Annotated in this window: 1 protein-coding gene; it reads left to right on the forward strand. The window is 63.6% G+C overall.

All coding sequences use genetic code 11. The annotated features are described in order from the left end of the window. Positions 1 to 492: flagellar hook basal-body protein (locus tag AACY08_RS29020; RefSeq protein WP_339472522.1), on the forward strand; the 492-nt coding region annotated here is incomplete at both ends.

The raw sequence follows: 492 nt of genomic DNA on the forward strand, positions 1-492 counted from the left end.
CGGTGGGTGGCCTGCAGGCGCAGTCCTTCGCGCTGCAGAACATTTCCGGCAACATCGCCAACTCATCCACCACCGGTTACAAGGGCATCGGCACCTCTTTCGTCGACCTCATTCCCGACTCCTCCGTTCCGAGCAAGCAGGTCGCGGGCGGCGTCACCGCCAACGCCAAGGCCACCATCACCACGCAGGGCACGATCTCGGGCTCCACCGTCGCCACCAACATGGCGATCACCGGTGACGGCTTCTTCTCGATCCAGAAGGCCACCGGCATCGTCGACAACGTGCCGGTGTTCAGCGGCGTCACCTACTATACGCGCCGCGGCGACTTCCAGCTCAACGCCAACGGCAACCTCGTCAACGGCGCCGGCTACTACCTGATGGGCGTCACGGTCGATCCGAAGACAGGCAACCCGACCGGCAACGTCGCAAACGTCCTGAAATTCCAGAACAACTTCATCCCGGCGCAGGCCACCACGTCGATCCAGTACGCCG

The organism is Pseudomonas sp. EL_65y_Pfl1_R83 (genome assembly GCF_963970695.1).
GTDB lineage: Bacteria > Pseudomonadota > Gammaproteobacteria > Pseudomonadales > Pseudomonadaceae > Aquipseudomonas > Aquipseudomonas tritici.